Raw genomic sequence first — 12388 nt, 5'->3', positions numbered from 1 at the left:
TCAGATGCCGCGCCCGGGCGGCAGCGCGGCCGGGACATGGTGGGTCCCGGTGCCCTGCGGCCCGATATGCCCCACCCGCTGCCACTGCGACTGCTGCCGGGCGCTGTACGCACCCGCGCTGTAGGCGCTGTAGGAGCTGCTGAACGACCCCGGCCGGTGCTCGGGGTACCCGTCCGAGCTGTGCGGGATGTTCCCGAAGGCGGTGAAGCCGAGGTTCTCCTCACCGCTGCGGTCGCCCGGCAGCGTGCGGAAGGACTTGACGTACTCGGCGTAGAGCGCGTCGAAGATCGGCGTGGCCGATGAGCCGCCGGTGAATTCATGGACCGACCGGGCCGGGGGCAGCTCCGCGGCGGGGCGCAGCGGATACATGGGCGGGACCGGCTGATAGGCCTGGCGGAGCGGAACGTCGTAGGAGTGCACGTATGTCCAAACGACACCGCCCCTGAAGGGATGCGGCCGCGCGGCACCTCTTCAGGGGCGGGTGGGAGTGCGAAACGGGTGCTCAGACGCCCGCGAGCGGCATGGCGGCGGCGACCAGCCGGCCGTTGGCCGCGGCCTTGTCGAGGGCGTCGCGCAGCAGGTCCTCACGGGGCTGGCGGCCGATCGAGCCGACCGGCGCCGCGAACATCAGGACCTGCTGGTGCTTGTTGGCTGCGGCCCGCCAGGCCTCGGTGACCTGGAGCGGCTGGTGCGCCTGCCACCAGGCCACCGGCTGGCCGCCGTTGTGGTTCGGCTGGAGGATGGCGTGCAGCTGGCCCACGGCCAGCAGGACCGACCAGCCGTGCAGCACGCCGGGCGCGGCGTCGATCGAGGAGAGCGGCGCGAAGCCCTGCTCGACGAGGAGGGTCAGGAACTCGTCGCTGGCGCCGTCCGAGCCGGGGCGCACGATCGGCGCGGTCGGCTCGACCACGAGCGCCGGGTGCAGATCCCCGGCGATCAGGACGAGTCCGCTGGTCACGCCGAGCACGGCCTGCTCCGGGACGACCTTCGCGGGGTCCAGGTCGACGGAGTCCCCGGAGATGGAACGGACGGCTCCGCGCAATTGGTCCTCGGTGACCTGGACGATCTGTGAGGGCAGACAGGTGGCGTGGGCGAAGGCGAGCACGGCGGTCTCGTCGCCGATGAACAGGACGGTGCTGGTGCGCTCCTGCTCGGAGTCGCCCGGGGTGCGGCAGGACGTGCAGTCGTAGCTGCCGGGGGCGTTCTCTCCGGCGAGCAGCCGGTCGGCCTCTTCGTCGCCGATCTCGGCACGTACCTCGTCGCTGACGTCGAGCATGCGCGGCACGGGTGGCTCCCTCGGGAAGTGGTGCGGGGCGGGGCCGGGTGGCTCCCGGCCCGTGAACCGGGTGGTCCCGGGCTCATGAAGAAGACAACGGGTGAGTTGTGGCGGTGGTCACGCCCCAGGGCGGACCTAATCCGTCCGAGCGGCGCGCACGGTCACGATCGGTCCGGAATGCCTTACTCACCGTCAAGGTGAGGGAGATGCAAGGGAGTTGGAGCCGTGAGGTGAGTCACAGTCAGCTCCGCCTACTGGTCGCAATATCGGGATATCCCGCGATGAAGTGGGTGTCCGAAAATGGCCGATACCGTCGGTAACCCCGAACTGGCCTGGGCTGACGGCCCGTTGGTTGTCGTGGACTCCCCCCGCTCCCTAGATTCCTCCGCCGAGTGCACAGAGCACCGCTCGGGAACGTCCGCCGACACCCCCGGCACGCCAGCAGGACCGGCGAGCCGACAGCACCCAGCACGACCAGCACGACCAGCACCACGCACCACCGTCGGCGGACGGGGTGGAGCGCGGCGACCGGCCCAAGTGCCGCGAGCCCGCACCACCTTGGGGGACCCCGTGCGTTCGGAGAGGGAATTACATGTCCGCATGTGCCGACAACACCCGCGACAACGTCCGTAAGACGCGTACGACGGCGGTCCTCGCCGGGGCAGCCCTGCTCGCCCCCCTCGGACTGCTGGCCGCGAGCGGCAACGCCGCCGCGGCGGACGGCGGAGTGTGGGACCGCATCGCCCAGTGCGAGAGCGGCGGCAACTGGCACATCAACACCGGCAACAGCTACTACGGCGGACTCCAGTTCTCCGCCAGTACCTGGCGCGCCTACGGCGGTTCGGCCTACGCGGCCACCGCCGACGGGGCCACCAGGGAGCAGCAGATAGCCGTCGCCACCAAGGTCCAGGCCGCGCAGGGCTGGGGCGCCTGGCCGGTCTGCTCGGCCCGCGCCGGAGCCTCGGGCAACGCCCCCGCGGCCTCCGCGCCGCGCACCGGGTCGGCGCCGAAGCAGACCCCGAGGACCTCGGCCCCGAGGTCCACGACGGAGTCGACCTCGTCGAAGCAGCAGAACCGCTCCTCCGACAGCGCGTCCCGCAGCGCCTCGCGCGGCGCCGACGGCGACTACACCGTGCGCCGGGGCGACACCCTGAGCACCATCGCCGACCTGCACGGCACCAGCTGGCAGCGGCTCTACGCGGCCAACAAGGCCGTCATCGGCGGCGACCCCGACCTGATCGTCCCCGGGCAGCAGCTCAACCTCTGACGCGCGGCGGGCCCCGGTACGGGCCCCGCCCGGTCCTCCGACCGGGTGGGGCCCGCGGCCGTCCCGGACGCGCCACGACCACCCCGCCGCCCGCGCTGCCTAGCGTGGCCCGATGCCCCGCATCCCGATCGCCCTCGCCGCCGCCCTGCTCGCCGTGTTCCTGCCCGGCACCGCCGAGGCCGCGCCCCGGCCCCCCGCGCGCGTGCCCTACCCGTGCGCGGGCGACGAGTGGCCCTGGGGCTGCGTCGCCGACTGCGAGAGCGGCGGCCGCTGGGACGCCAACACCGGCAACGGCTTCTACGGCGGCCTGCAATTCTGGCAGCCCACCTGGAAGGAGTTCGGCGGCCTCGGGTATGCCGCGCGCGCCGACCTCGCCACCCGCGCCCAGCAGATCGCCGTCGGGCAGGAGGTGCTCGCCGTGCAGGGCTGGGAGGCCTGGCCGGAGTGTTCCAAGCGGTACGGCCTCGCGGGCCGCGTGTACACGGTGAAGCCCGGTGACACCCTCGCGTCGATCGCGCGCAAGTACGGCGTCCGGGGCGGCTGGCAGGGGCTGTACGAGGTCAACAAGGACATGGTCGGCAGCCGTCCGGAGCTGCTGAACGTCGGCACCCTGCTGGTCATCCCGAAGGGCTCGGGACGCGCTCTGCCGCCGGTCCCCGAGCGTGTCGTCTTCGGCCCGCCCGCCTCGGCCCGGCCCACGGGGACGCGGTGAGGGAGGCGGGTATTTCTTACGGGCTGTCAGTTTTCGGGCGCCCGTGCGAAATCGGCTGGGAAAGGGGTTTTCCGGGACCCTCCAGGGCTGTTCTCGGGGCGTATTCCGGCCGGGGGCGTGAGGGGTGGCGGAGCGATATTCATGGGTCCCGCACAGCGCCTGTGAATTACATGGGAGCGGCCCGGAATGGCGCGCGGAAGTCGGCTTGAACCGCTCGATCGTGTGAGGGAGTTCGACCGAAACGCGTGTCGTGATCCTGTGACAGAAGCGTGACCGGAGAGGTGCGCGCGGCCCTCGGCGACCGTCCCGGCTTTCCCGCTCGCGCCGGGGGGCCTAGCGTGGCGGTATGGCACCGATACCCACTCCGCAGCCGGAGCCCCAGGACAGTCCGGACGGCTATGTCGGCCTCGGCACGGCCGACGCCGAGCACCGCGCGCGGGAGCGCGGCTGGACCACGGTGCGCTCCCTGCCGCCGGGGACGATCATCACCATGGAGTACCGCGTGGGCCGGCTGAACTTCGAGGTCGAGCACGGCCGGGTGACCCGGGCCTGGAAGGGCTGAACGGGCCGGCACCGACAGCCGGTACGGCATGACGAAGGCCCCGGTCCCGTGGTGGGGACCGGGGCCTTCGGCTGCGCGGACAGGGGGTGCGTACCGGCCCCGCAGCTCGGTCGTGCGCCGGTCAGTTGCCCGTCAGGGGGCGGGCGGTGGAGGTCGGCGCCGAGCGCGGGATACGGTCGGCGTGCGGCGGCCGACGGCTGCCGATCGGGGTGACCGGGGTGCGCTCGCCGCGCGTGGTGTGCGGCACCGGGGCCAGGTGGTAGGCGGGGGTGCGGGCGGCCCGGCCGGTGCCGGAGACCGTCTCGCGGGCGGCCGCCTCGTCCTGGGCGGTGACGGTCCGCGGCTTGATCATCACGGGGGCGCCGACCGGAGCGGCCGGCACCGGGGCGAGGGCGCCGCGACGGGCCCGCCAGCGGTCGCGCAGATCGAAGAGGGCGACCTCCGCGCGGGCGATCAACGGCTCGCACCAGGGCAGCGCCAGCAGGATCAACAGCCCGGCGGCCCACCCGAGAAGCACATCGCTCAGCCAGTGCGTACCGAGGTAGACGGTGGCCATGCCCACGCCCAGCGAGGTCACCGCGGAGAGGGCGGACAGCCAGCGCCGCGCTCTCGGCGTGGAGGCGAGGTAGGCCAGGATTCCCCAGGTCACCACGGCGTTGGCGGTGTGACCGCTGGGAAATATATCGCCGCCGAGACCCATCTCGTTGGCCCCGATGGTCGTCGCGTAGTGCGGTCCCAGGCGGCCCATGCCGAGCTTCGCCGCGCCCACCGTGCTGTTGAGCAGCAGCAGCGAGGCACCGAGCGTGAGCAGCGGACGCAGCGTGTGCTGCCGCCAGGAACGCCAGCCGAGCCAGGCCGCGACCATCACCGCGGTGGGGCCGCGCTGGCCGAGGACCACGTAGTAGTCGACGAACCAGTGGATGCCCGCCCACTGCTGGTACGGCCGGAAGAACATGACCTGCCAGTCGAGACGGACCAGCCAGGAAGTGATCACCACGGCCCACACGATCGCCAGATAGAAGGCGAGTGTTCCGGCGAACAGTGCGACCCGGTGTCTGCTCATTCTGGGCACGTCGATGTGCGCCGGCCGTTCCGGCTCACGGTCCAGCCTGGCGAACACCCGGTCCAGACGGGTGAGGTTTCGTTCGGTACGCACCCAATCGACGTTACAGCGAGTGAGCTGTGTTCCCGGGCGAATCAGCGTCTTTGTGATGACGATGTGATGTGGGATTCCTCTCAGGCGGGCGTTTATTTCCCGAGAATCCGCAATCCTGAACGATCCTCTCCTGCATTTCCTTTGATCATTCCGGGGGGAAATTTTATCCGGATTATGAATTCGTTCACCGAATCCTGGCCCGCACTTCTGCGGACGCTCACCGGGAGTACCCGGACGCTCAGGGCGGCCCCGAGCCGTTCAGCCAGAACGCCCCGTACGCCGCCGACGCCACCGCGACGGCGCCCACCACCAGCGCCGCCGGGCGGGTCCGCAGCCGGGCCAGCGCCAGGGCGAGCGGGAACAGCAGCGGGAACGCGGGCAGCAGCAGCCGGGGCTTCGAGCCGAAGTAGCTCGACGCGCACAACGCCAGCGCGGTGACGACACCCGCGTACACCAGCAGCGCGAGCGGCTGCCGTTGCCGGACGCAGGTGACGTACAGCCACAGCAGCAGGACCACACCGACGATCAGGGCGAGCCCCGCGAACACCGCCGGGAACGACGTCAACTTCCCGGCGATGAAACGGGCGAAGGCCCAGCCGCCGTCGAACCCGTTGCGCCAGCCCGCCTGGACGTCCAGGTAGCCCAGGGGGCCCAGGCCGGTGTGGAAGCCGACCCACAGCACGTAACCGGCGGCCCCCAGGGGCGCGAACAGCATGCCGAGGGCGCGTCGGGTGCGGGATGCGCCGGAGTGGGGCGCGCGCGAGAGGGCGTGCGATGAGGGGCGCGCGCTGGGCGAGATGGCCGCGCTCCGGGGTACCCCGAAAGAGGTACCCGACGGGGAGGAGGGAGCCCGGGCAGGAGAGGGGGCGCCTTGGGACGACGAGGGCTCGTGGAGGAACGAGGTGAGGGCGGCCGCCCAGATCGCGGCGACCAGGGCGAGGCCGACCGGCCGGGTCAGGCCCGCGAGCAGCGCCAGCAGGCCCGCGCTCACCCAACGGCCGGTCAGGACCGCGTACAGCGACCACGCGGCGAGCGCGGTGAACAGGGACTCGCTGTACGCCATCGACTGCACGATCCCGACCGGCAGCAGCGCCCACACCAGCACCGCGCACCCACCCGCCCGGCGCCCGTACACATGGTCCGCGACCGCGAAGATCCCCCAGGCCGCGACCAACGAGGACAGCAGCGCGACGACGAGACCGGCGTCCGCGTACGACAGGGGCGTCACCGCCGCCAACCCCCGCTCCAGCCACGGAAGCAGCGGGAAGAACGCCAGGTCGGAGTGGACATCGCCGTTCGGGAGCCGCACCTCGTAGCCGTACCCGTTCCCGGCCACCCGGCTGTACCACAGGGCGTCCCAGCGGGCCGTCAACAACGTGTACGCGCTCGTGCCGCGCGCCCCGCTCCACCCCATCAGCGCCAGCAGCCCCAGCGCGCGGACGGCCAGGTACCCGAGGAGGGCGGGGGCGGCGCGGCGCAGGGCGCCCGGCGGCGCGGCACGCGGTTCACGTTCGATCACGGCACCGATTATCGACGGCGCACGGTACCCGCCCTCCGGACGCTGCGTGACGGGACCGGTGGAGAGTGGCGTACACCACACGGCTGGGCGGGGGCTCTGAGAGGTCCGCCACGTGGCCGACGCGCGAACTCGCGTACGCTGCGTGTCACTCGCCAACGGTGCGCGGGCCGGGGACCACCGCTCCTCCCCGGCCGAGTCACGGGGAGTCCCCACCCCGTGAACCCGCCGAAGGCGAGGAACATCTGGGAGGTACGACATGTCCGGGACGACCACGGCTGCCGCAGCGCTGCGCCGTCGGGCGGCCGGGGCCGGTGCCAACCGCTGGGTCGTTCTCGTCGTCCTGTGCGTGAGCCTGCTGCTGGTCGCGGTCGACGCGACCGTGCTGCACGTCGCCGTGCCCGCCGTCACCGAGGACCTCAGACCCGGCGCGATCGAACTGCTCTGGATCGTCGACGTCTATCCGCTGGTCTGCGCCTCGCTGCTGATCCTCTTCGGCACGCTCGGCGACCGGGTCGGCCGCCGCCGCATCCTGCTCCTCGGCTACACCCTGTTCGGGGTCGCCTCCGGGATCGCCGCCCTCGCCCAGGACCCCCAGGTGCTGATCCTGGCCCGGGCGCTGCTCGGCGTCGGCGGCGCCATGATCATGCCGGCCACGCTCTCCATCCTCCGCCAGGTCTTCCCCGACCGGCGCGAACGGGCCGTCGCCATCGGCCTGTGGAGCGCCGTGGCCGCCGTCGGCGCCGCCGCGGGACCGCTGCTCGGCGGGTTCCTCCTCGAACACTTCTGGTGGGGCTCGGTCTTCCTCGTCAACATCCCGCTGATGCTGATCAGCCTCCCCGTGGGACGGCTGGTGCTGCCCGAGTCGCGCGGCAGTGCCGACGGCCCCTGGGACGTGGTCGGCGCGCTGATGGCCGCCGGTGGCCTGTTCGGCATGGTCTTCGGCGTGAAGCGGCTCGGGGGCGGGGAGCCGGTCGTGAACGTCCTCACCGTGGCGCCCCTGGTCGTGGGCGCGGCGCTGCTCGTCCTCTTCGTACGTCGGCAACGGCGACGCGCGCATCCCCTGGTGGACCTGCGGATGTTCTCCCGTCCCGCGTTCAGCACCTCCGTCGGCTGCATCGTGCTGGCCATGCTCGCGCTGGTCGGCCTCGAACTGATCGCCGCCCAGTACCTGCAACTCGTCCTCGGCCTGTCCCCGTTGCAGACCGGGCTGCGGCTGCTGCCGCTGACGTTCGCCGCGATGGCCTCGGGGCTCGCCGGGGCGCGGATGCTGCGGCGGTTCGGGCCGCGCCGGATGGTGTGCGTCGGGTTCTGCCTCACCGCCGTCTCCGTGCTGCTGCTCACCGCGATGGGCGCCGTCGACAACCCGGGGCTGCTGCTCCTCGGGTTCGTGCTGCTCGGCTTCGGCCTGGAGATGACGTTGTTCGGGGCGTACGAGTCGATGCTCAGTGAGGCTCCGCCGGAGCAGGCGGGTGGGGCGGCGGCGATCGGCGAGACGTCGTACCAGCTCGGCGCCGGGATGGGCATCGCGCTGCTCGGCAGCGTCATGAACGCCGCGTACGCGCCCGGGCTCGCGTCCGTGCGCGGGGTGCCGGCGTCCGCGTCCGCCGCTGCGGGGCATTCGCTCGGGGAGGCCTACGACGTCGCCGGGCGGCTCGGGGGGCCTGCGGGAGTCGCCCTGCGCGTTGCGGCGCGGGACGCGTTCGTGCACGGGCTGCATGTGACGTTGTTCGTCAGTGCGGGGTTGTTGGTGCTCGGGGCGGTGATGGCGTTGCGGTTGCCGCGGGTGATGCAGTGTGAGGTGGGTGGGGGTGTGGGGGTGCCTGCGCCTCGGGAGTCCGCGGAGGCGCGGGTCTCGGTCTGACGCCGGCCCCGGCGTCCCGCCCTTTGCCCACCCACGCACCGCCCATGGCCGTCGGCCGGGGGGCTCGGGTCGCCCGTGGGGGCGGGGGTTCGTCGGCGGGTGCGGCGCCGTGGGTCCGTCTTTTGCCCGCCCACGCGCCGCCCGTGACTGTCGGCTGGGAGGCCGGGGTCGCCCGTGGGGGTGGGGGTTCGTTGGCGGGTGCGGCGCCGTGGGGCCGTCCTTGCCCCGCCCACGCGCCGCCCGTGACTGTTGGCTGGGAGGCCGGGGTCGCTCGTGGGGGCGGGCGTTCGTTGGCGGGTGCGGGTTCGTTCTTGTCGTGCCTGCGCGCCGTCTGTGACTGTGGGCCGGGAGGCTTGCGTCGCTCGTGGGGGTGGGGGTTCGTTGGCGGGTGTGGGTGCGTTCTTGTCGCGTTTGTGCGTCGTTTGTGGCTGTGGGTGAGGGGCTTGCCTTGTTTGTTGGTGGACGGGGGGTGTGGGGGGTCGTAGCTTCTGGGGTGGAGGGGGCTGGCGGTGCTTGGTTTGGAGGGTTTTGATGGGGTTTGATTCGGCTGATCCGCTCGGGATCGATGAGCTGCTCGGCGTCGAGGATCTGGATGTTCGGGGGGTCGTGCGGGGGTGGGCGCGGGAGCGGGTCGTGCCGTATGTGGGGGAGTGGTACGAGGCCGGGGAGTTGCCCGGGATTCGGGAACTGGCCCGGGAGTTGGGGAGCCTCGGGGCGCTCGGGATGTCGCTCAGCGGCTACGGCTGCGCGGGCGCCAGCGCCGTTCAATACGGTCTTGCCTGCCTGGAGTTGGAGGCCGCCGACTCCGGGATTCGGTCGCTCGTGTCGGTGCAGGGGTCCCTCGCCATGTACGCGATCCACCGGTTCGGGAGCGAGGAGCAGAAGCAGCACTGGCTGCCCCGGATGGCCACCGGTGAGGCCATCGGATGCTTCGGGCTCACCGAACCCGACCACGGCTCCGACCCCGCGGGGATGCGCACGTACGCCCGGCGCGACGGCGCCGACTGGGTGCTCAACGGGCGCAAGATGTGGATCACCAACGGCTCCGTGGCCGCCGTCGCCGTGGTGTGGGCGCAGACCGAGGGCGGGATTCGGGGGTTCGTGGTGCCCACGGAGACGCCGGGGTTCGCGGCGCCGGAGATCAAGCACAAGTGGTCGTTGCGCGCTTCCGTCACCAGTGAACTCGTGCTCGACGACGTGCGGTTGCCCGGTGACGCCGTGCTGCCGGAGGTCACGGGGCTGCGGGGGCCGCTCAGTTGTCTGTCGCACGCCCGCTACGGCATCGTCTGGGGCGCGATGGGCGCCGCACGCAGCTGCTTCGAGACCGCCCTCGACTACGCGAAGACGCGGGAGCAGTTCGGTCGGCCCATCGGGGGCTTCCAGCTCACCCAGGCCAAACTCGCCGACATGGCGGTCGAACTGCACAAGGGAATCCTGCTCGCCCACCACCTGGGGCGCCGCATGGACGCCGGCCGCCTGCGTCCCGAGCAGGTCAGCTTCGGCAAACTCAACAACGTCCGCGAGGCGATCGAGATCTGCCGTACGGCGCGGACGATCCTCGGGGCCAACGGGATCTCCCTCGAATACCCCGTCATGCGGCACGCGACCAATCTGGAGTCGGTGCTGACGTACGAGGGGACCGTCGAGATGCACCAGCTCGTGCTGGGCAAGGCGCTCACCGGACTTGACGCCTTCCGGTGAAACCCTGCGCGGGGCAGGGCCGGTGAGCGGCCCTGCCTCAGCTCTGGTTGAAGAACCCGTCCGACCGGTGCGCCGCCGGCTCGCCGCTGACGATCTCCGTGTCGGCGGGCGTGAGCAGGAAGACGCGGTTGGACACCCGGTCGATGGAACCGCGCAGCCCGAAGATGAGCCCGGCCGCGAAGTCGACCACGCGCTTGGCGTCGGTCGCGTCCATCGCGGTCAGGTTCATGATGACCGGGACACCCTCGCGGAACAGCTCGCCGATGGCGCGGGCGTCCCGGAAGCTGTCCGGGGTGACCGTGCCGATCCGGCGGTCCTTCTGCTCGGCCAGGTCCTCGGCCACCTTGACCCGAGGGTCGGTGACCCAGGCCTCCCTGGGCTGCTCGGTCCCATCGGAGTAGTCGTCGTCGTAGTAACGCTCGTCGTCGTTGTCGTCGACGAGGCCAAGCCAGGCACTTGCCTTGCGTACCGATCCCATGGACGCCTCCTCTCACAGCGGTCTGTCTTGTCTTCCGCATCCCTATGGTCATCCATGATGCGGACGGCGTGCCAAGTGGTTAGACGCCGTGCGGGGGGTTTGTGACGGTACTGGTGCACAGCGAATACGTCGAGAGGCCGGATGCCCCAAGGGTCCCGTCGTACACCACTGCTGACTGTGAGTGAAATATGATTCTTCACGGCGTACGGGTGACGGATGCGTCGTACGGGTGAACGTAACGGGAGATACCGTGCTTGTTACTTTGCGACCGTTCAGCGCCTGATCAGACCGTCTGAATGTCCTGTATGTCCGGGGGGAAACGCGCATGTTCGGAATGGTGAGGCCGTGTCGGCACCGGCTCGGTGAGCGTCTCAACGCCCAGTGGATGGCGCATCTGTGCGGACTCTGCCTCGCGCTGCGCACCGACCACGGCCAGTTCGCGCGCGTGGTGACGAACTATGACGGGCTGCTGCTCTCGGTCCTGACGGAGGCTCAGGCCGAGCGGGCGGCGGCGGAGCGCCGAACGGCCGGGCCGTGCCCGTTGCGCGGGATGCGCACCGCGTCCGTCGCGCGGGGCGAGGGCGCCCGGCTCGCCGCCGCCGTCTCGCTGGTCCTCGCCTCGGCCAAGGTGCGCGACCATCTCGCCGACGGGGACGGGCTGCTGGGCCGCGCGCCGGTCGCCCTCGCCGCCCGCCGGGTGGCCGCCCGCTGGGGCGGCGCCGGTGCCAGGACCGGCGCCGACGTCGGCTTCGACACGGCGGTGCTCGTCGACTCCGTGGAACGGCAACTCGGCATCGAGGGCCTCGCCGGGCCCGGCACGCCGATCCTGACGGTCACCGAGCCGACGGAGACGGCCACCGCGGCCGCCTTCGCGCACACCGCCCATCTCGCCGGGCGGCCCGGCAACGCGCCGCCCCTGTCCGAGGCGGGGCGGCTCTTCGGGCGGCTCGCGCACCTCCTGGACGCCGTGGAGGACCGGGACGCCGACGCCGCGTCGGGCGCCTGGAACCCGCTCACGGCCACCGGGACGCCCCTCACCGAGGCCCGCAGGCTCGCCGACGACGCCCTGCACGGCATCCGACTCGTCCTGCGCGAGGCCGAGTTCACCGACGGCGCCCTCGCCCACCGGCTCCTCGTGCAGGAACTCGCCGCCTCCGTCGACCGCGCCTTCCGCACCGGCTGCGCGCACGACGCCGCGCCATCGGCGTCGTTTCCGCAGGCGCCGCCCGGTGGTCCCGGTGCCCCGCTGCCCCCGGGGTCTCCGCGCCGTGATCCGCGCGGGCTGCTCGCGGGGTGCGCGGTGTGGGTGGGGCTCGCCTGCACCTGCCAGATGTGCTGCGGCCAGTTCGAGGACCCGTGGAGCCGTAAGCGCCGGGACGGGCTGTGCGAGCAGTGCGACGGCTGCGGCGACTGCGGCGACTGCTGCCCGGACTGCGGGGGCTGCTGCGACGGGTGCGATTGCTGTGACTGTGATTGCGGGTGCGACTGCGGCTGTTGAGCCGCCGCCCCCCCGCTGTCCCGTCGGCCGGCCGCCCCGGCCGCCCCGGCTGTCCCGTCGGTCGGCCGCCCCGGTTGTCCCGTCGGCCGTGCCGTATCGGCCGTGCCGAATCGGTCGCGCCGTATACGGGATGTGGCGTGGCCGGGCGGCACGTCGAGATGGGGCGCGGTTTCCTGCTGGTCTCCGCGGTGCGTGACGGCAGCTGTCTCGGCGTCCTCGCCGACAGCAGTGGTGAACTCGGCCTCGTCGGCTACGAGATGGCCGTGCTCGCCGAACGCGCGGGCGATCTGTTGAACCCGGCGCTCATCGCCGATCTGCGGCAGGCGTTGCCCCGGTGAACGGTGGCGGGTCCGGGGAC

At 72.1% G+C, this 12388-nt stretch carries 11 protein-coding genes and 1 pseudogene; 7 read left to right on the top strand and 5 right to left on the bottom strand.

What is annotated here, in order from left to right:
• Both ACIQOU_RS24455 and ACIQOU_RS24450 read right to left on the bottom strand, forming a co-directional pair.
• Entirely contained in the window at nt 1-420 is a 420-nt protein-coding gene (locus tag ACIQOU_RS24455) for a hypothetical protein (protein WP_401538955.1), read from the bottom strand.
• Nucleotides 421-502: 82 nt separating this feature from the next.
• On the bottom strand, nt 503-1285 hold the full coding sequence (locus tag ACIQOU_RS24450) for a hypothetical protein (RefSeq protein WP_401538953.1): 783 nt from the start codon (nt 1283-1285) through the stop codon (nt 503-505).
• Nucleotides 1286-1868: 583 nt separating this feature from the next.
• On the opposite strand from ACIQOU_RS24450, the gene ACIQOU_RS24445 reads away from it, so the two are divergent.
• From ACIQOU_RS24445 to ACIQOU_RS24435, 3 genes are all read left to right on the top strand, one after another.
• On the top strand, nt 1869-2543 hold the full coding sequence (locus ACIQOU_RS24445) for a transglycosylase family protein (protein WP_401538952.1): 675 nt from the start codon (nt 1869-1871) through the stop codon (nt 2541-2543).
• A 112-nt stretch (nt 2544-2655) separates the two neighbouring features.
• The gene (locus ACIQOU_RS24440; RefSeq protein WP_401538950.1) at nt 2656-3255 is read left to right on the top strand and encodes a transglycosylase family protein; all 600 of its coding nucleotides are present in this window, start codon (nt 2656-2658) and stop codon (nt 3253-3255) included.
• Between the two features lie 346 nt (nt 3256-3601).
• Nucleotides 3602-3817: an I78 family peptidase inhibitor gene (locus ACIQOU_RS24435; RefSeq protein WP_401538948.1), complete on the top strand. Its 216-nt coding sequence runs from the start codon at nt 3602-3604 to the stop codon at nt 3815-3817.
• 121 nt (nt 3818-3938) lie between these two features.
• Here the strand turns inward: ACIQOU_RS24435 and ACIQOU_RS24430 are convergent, their stop codons facing one another.
• Nucleotides 3939-4973 (bottom strand): phosphatase PAP2 family protein, encoded by a 1035-nt coding sequence (locus ACIQOU_RS24430; protein WP_401538946.1) that lies wholly within the window; start codon nt 4971-4973, stop codon nt 3939-3941.
• A 238-nt stretch (nt 4974-5211) separates the two neighbouring features.
• Nucleotides 5212-6492: a hypothetical protein gene (locus ACIQOU_RS24425; protein WP_401538944.1), complete on the bottom strand. Its 1281-nt coding sequence runs from the start codon at nt 6490-6492 to the stop codon at nt 5212-5214.
• 256 nt (nt 6493-6748) lie between these two features.
• Between ACIQOU_RS24425 and ACIQOU_RS24420 the strand changes: the two genes are divergently transcribed.
• Both ACIQOU_RS24420 and ACIQOU_RS24415 read left to right on the top strand, forming a co-directional pair.
• Nucleotides 6749-8353, top strand: coding sequence for an MFS transporter (locus ACIQOU_RS24420; protein WP_401538942.1), 1605 nt, complete (start codon nt 6749-6751; stop codon nt 8351-8353).
• A gap of 531 nt (nt 8354-8884) precedes the next feature.
• Complete coding sequence (locus tag ACIQOU_RS24415) at nt 8885-10054, top strand: acyl-CoA dehydrogenase family protein (RefSeq protein ID WP_401538940.1); 1170 nt, start codon at nt 8885-8887, stop codon at nt 10052-10054.
• Nucleotides 10055-10091: 37 nt separating this feature from the next.
• On the opposite strand, the gene ACIQOU_RS24410 is transcribed toward ACIQOU_RS24415, so the two are convergent.
• The gene (locus ACIQOU_RS24410) at nt 10092-10532 is read right to left on the bottom strand and encodes a cell division protein SepF (protein WP_401538939.1); all 441 of its coding nucleotides are present in this window, start codon (nt 10530-10532) and stop codon (nt 10092-10094) included.
• Between the two features lie 325 nt (nt 10533-10857).
• Here ACIQOU_RS24410 and ACIQOU_RS24405 point away from each other — a divergent pair, with 325 nt between their 5' ends.
• Both ACIQOU_RS24405 and ACIQOU_RS24400 read left to right on the top strand, forming a co-directional pair.
• Nucleotides 10858-12030 (top strand): DUF5685 family protein, encoded by a 1173-nt coding sequence (locus ACIQOU_RS24405; RefSeq protein WP_401538937.1) that lies wholly within the window; start codon nt 10858-10860, stop codon nt 12028-12030.
• Nucleotides 12031-12182: 152 nt separating this feature from the next.
• Nucleotides 12183-12368 (top strand): annotated as a pseudogene (locus tag ACIQOU_RS24400) (roadblock/LC7 domain-containing protein); the annotation flags it as partial.
• Nucleotides 12369-12388 lie beyond the last annotated feature (20 nt).

This window comes from Streptomyces sp. NPDC091279, from assembly GCF_044757465.1.
Lineage (GTDB): Bacteria > Actinomycetota > Actinomycetes > Streptomycetales > Streptomycetaceae > Streptomyces.
Note: the sequence above shows the minus strand (reverse complement) of the source record. Positions and strands in the feature narration are given on the sequence as shown.

Bases quoted from the DNA above. Each gene is read 5' to 3' on its own strand.
- ACIQOU_RS24445 (WP_401538952.1), top strand. From the start codon at position 1,869: ATGTCCGCATGTGCCGACAACACCCGCGACAACGTCCGTAAGACGCGT.
- ACIQOU_RS24440 (WP_401538950.1), top strand. From the start codon at position 2,656: ATGCCCCGCATCCCGATCGCCCTCGCCGCCGCCCTGCTCGCCGTGTTC.
- ACIQOU_RS24435 (WP_401538948.1), top strand. From the start codon at position 3,602: ATGGCACCGATACCCACTCCGCAGCCGGAGCCCCAGGACAGTCCGGAC.
- ACIQOU_RS24420 (WP_401538942.1), top strand. From the start codon at position 6,749: ATGTCCGGGACGACCACGGCTGCCGCAGCGCTGCGCCGTCGGGCGGCC.
- ACIQOU_RS24415 (WP_401538940.1), top strand. From the start codon at position 8,885: ATGGGGTTTGATTCGGCTGATCCGCTCGGGATCGATGAGCTGCTCGGC.
- ACIQOU_RS24410 (WP_401538939.1), bottom strand. From the start codon at position 10,532: ATGGGATCGGTACGCAAGGCAAGTGCCTGGCTTGGCCTCGTCGACGAC.
- ACIQOU_RS24405 (WP_401538937.1), top strand. From the start codon at position 10,858: ATGTTCGGAATGGTGAGGCCGTGTCGGCACCGGCTCGGTGAGCGTCTC.